Origin of the sequence: Methylobacterium oxalidis, from assembly GCF_007992195.1 — a bacterium.
In the GTDB taxonomy this organism is placed as follows: Bacteria; Pseudomonadota; Alphaproteobacteria; order Rhizobiales; family Beijerinckiaceae; genus Methylobacterium; species Methylobacterium oxalidis.
Window position 1 is genome coordinate 1 of sequence record NZ_BJZU01000247.1, and the last position, 2,666, is coordinate 2,666.

Annotated in this window: 5 protein-coding genes; 3 read left to right on the top strand and 2 right to left on the bottom strand. The window is 63.3% G+C overall.

What is annotated here, in order from left to right:
* Nucleotides 1-374 precede the first annotated feature (374 nt).
* The 3 genes from MOX02_RS30135 to MOX02_RS30145 all read left to right on the top strand — a co-directional run bounded on the left by MOX02_RS30135 (nucleotide 375) and on the right by MOX02_RS30145 (nucleotide 1,857).
* Nucleotides 375-572, top strand: coding sequence for a hypothetical protein (locus tag MOX02_RS30135; protein ID WP_147029431.1), 198 nt, complete (start codon nucleotides 375-377; stop codon nucleotides 570-572).
* Nucleotides 573-649: 77 nt separating this feature from the next.
* Nucleotides 650-1,294 carry an SOS response-associated peptidase gene (locus MOX02_RS30140; protein WP_147029432.1) on the top strand — a complete coding sequence of 215 codons (645 nt, stop codon included), beginning with the start codon at nucleotides 650-652 and terminating at the stop codon, nucleotides 1,292-1,294.
* A gap of 137 nt (nucleotides 1,295-1,431) precedes the next feature.
* The gene (locus tag MOX02_RS30145) at nucleotides 1,432-1,857 is read left to right on the top strand and encodes a Ros/MucR family transcriptional regulator (protein WP_147029433.1); all 426 of its coding nucleotides are present in this window, start codon (nucleotides 1,432-1,434) and stop codon (nucleotides 1,855-1,857) included.
* Between the two features lie 139 nt (nucleotides 1,858-1,996).
* Here MOX02_RS30145 and MOX02_RS30150 read toward each other — a convergent pair whose 3' ends face one another.
* On the bottom strand, nucleotides 1,997-2,263 hold the full coding sequence (locus MOX02_RS30150; RefSeq protein WP_147029434.1) for a hypothetical protein: 267 nt from the start codon (nucleotides 2,261-2,263) through the stop codon (nucleotides 1,997-1,999).
* A gap of 134 nt (nucleotides 2,264-2,397) precedes the next feature.
* Nucleotides 2,398-2,666 (bottom strand): hypothetical protein (locus tag MOX02_RS30155; protein WP_147029435.1); only part of this gene is annotated, 269 nt, incomplete at its 5' end.

Genomic DNA, 2,666 nt, shown 5'->3' on the forward strand with positions numbered 1-2,666 from the left:
AGCTCTGGTCGCGTGCACGCTTCGTAGCCCACGTGGGACCACTGGACGGCCCGGTCGCGACCTCGATCACACTGCTTGAGGACGAGCCGACCCCTGATCCGTGAGCGCGGCAACCGATCGGCTGCATCTCGCCTGTTAGGATAGCAGCTACCGGCCCGTGGCTGACGCATGGTCGCACCGCCCCTAACGGCAGGGTGTCTACATCCGAGACACAGCAGGCTTTATGCCCCATTCGGACCTTCGTCACCGGAGGTTCCATTTCCGCTTGGGGTCACTTCAGGGCATCTACCTGTGCTGCGCTGGACGTCCGCTTCCCCCTATCTTCTGCCCCGAAGCAGACAGGCCGCATTCGGCCAAGAGCGGCCATTTCGCGCATGTCGGACGCTCACCAGCAACTCGTCGAGGCTCTACGGGCCGTCGTGGCCCAGGATCCAGAGGCGCACGCCCTCGTCATCCACGCCCTTGAGAATGCCGAGCGCGAGAAGTCCGTCCGCTCGGGCCAATCTCGTGAAGAGGTCCCCGGCCCCTACGCGCCGAGTGCCTGGTCGATGTACGCCGCACGGACGCACTAAGCCCTTAGGGTGGGGACAGAACACGCGTACCGCGCTCGCGTACTTGAACGCGCCCGGATCGCCTGGAACGATCAGGCATGTGCAACCTCTATAGCCTGAACAAGGGCCAGGACGCGATCCGGCGCGCCTTCGGCATCACGCACGACCAGACCGGCAACCTGCCGCCGCTGCCCGGCATCTTCCCCGACCAGATGGCGCCGGTCGTGCGCCAGCGCGGCGAAGGCCGCGAGCTCAGCATGATGCGCTGGGGCTTCCCGCCTCCGCCGAAGGTCGGCACGCAGCCCGTCACGAACGTCCGCAACGTCGCCTCGCCCTACTGGCGGCCGTGGTTGAAGCCGGAGTATCGCTGCCTCGTGCCGGTGTCTGCCTTCAGCGAGTACGCCGACACCAAGCCGAAGAAGACGCCGGTGTGGTTCGCACTCGCCGACGAGCGGCCGCTGTTCGCGTTTGCCGGCATCTGGCGGCCGTGGACGGGCGTACGCGGGCCGAAACGAGACGAGCCGGTCGAGGAGGAGCACCGGCTCTACAGCTTCCTGACGACTGAAGCGAACGGCGTGGTCGGTCCCGTTCACCCGAAGGCGATGCCGGTGCTGCTGACCACCGAGGCCGAGTGGAGCACCTGGCTCGAAGCGCCGCCGGACGAGGCACTGAAGCTTCAGCGCCCTCTGCCTGATGAGAAGATGAAGGTCGTTGCGCGTGGCGCCCGCAAGGATGAAGGTTGAACCGGAAACGTAGCACTTGGGGTGCAATCCACTGCCGGAAAGAGATTTTCCGATTGTTTCTAAGTCCGCACCCTTGATTTACTCCTGCATATGATGATCTACGCCGCGCGAGGGCGCACGAACCATGGACTTACAACGTGACAGAAAATACTGAGGGGCAGACCCCCGATTTCGTTGAGCTCGCAGCCGGCATTGTCTCGGCCTACGTGGCCAATAATCCCCTGCCGGTCGCCGAGCTGCCGGCTTTGCTCACCAGCGTGTACGCGGCGTTGAACGGGCTGACGAGCAGCGCGCCTCAGGCCGCGGAAGAGGATATGGAGAAGGCCACGCCTTCACAGATCCGCAAGTCGATCACGCCGGACGCGCTGATCTCTTTCATCGACGGTAAGCCCTACAAGGCTCTCAAACGTCACCTGACGGGGCACGGGCTGAATCCCTTCAGCTACCGCCAGCGCTACGGCCTGCCCAACGACTACCCGATGGTGGCCGCAAGCTACGCCGCCCAGCGCTCCGAACTCGCCAAGGCAATCGGGCTTGGTCGGGCTGGTGCTCAGGCAGAGTAGACCTGATGTCGTAGCTGGACGGTTGCTTGACCGACCCTTCGGCTCCTTGGGCACTCACGGCGAGCACAGCAAAGTGCCCAGCCAGACGCTGAGCTCGAATGAGGCGACGTCACACGTCTCCACTCCGAAGTGCAGAGCTTCAATATTCTTCGTTTGTGTTGGGAACATACATCTTTCGCAGTTCGACTGGTCCGATGATGCGGTCGCCAACCTTGATCCAGGGAAGCCGCTCGTCAGTGCGCGGCGTGTTCATGGCGTTGCGGAAGGCTTGATCAAATCGCGGCCAGATTTCTGGGCCATGCGTTAGATCCTTGGCACCTGATCCGAACATCTCTGCGTCCGGTTCGAGCCCTTCCTCCAGCCATAGCAGAACGACAGGGATGTCTTGGTTGATCGGATCGCTCATGGCAGAGCCTCCTGCTCTGAGGCAAGTATACTCCGGCCGGAAGGTTGATGGCGATCGACAGCCTCAGGACAGGCGAGCGCGAAACTGACGTGGCCTCTCGAAGGTCACGTCAAGCTCGGCGCAATGGTTCGAGCTTAGCGATACCGCTCACTGCTGCGGCTCATGCCGCGAGCTACCTCTCGGCTTGCGCTGGACTGCCCGAAGATCAGCCAAGCTATGGCAAAGCCGAGCGCTCCTGCGGCGAATAAGCCGCCGAGGGTCGCTCCATCCATGTTGCCGAGGGCTTGGCTGCCCTGTCTGTAATAGCGCTGGCCCTGATCGGAGGCGCTGTCCCACATATCCGACGCCTGATCGGCCACTCCACGCATCGCGCTCTGCGCCTGATCGGCGAAGCTCTCGCTGG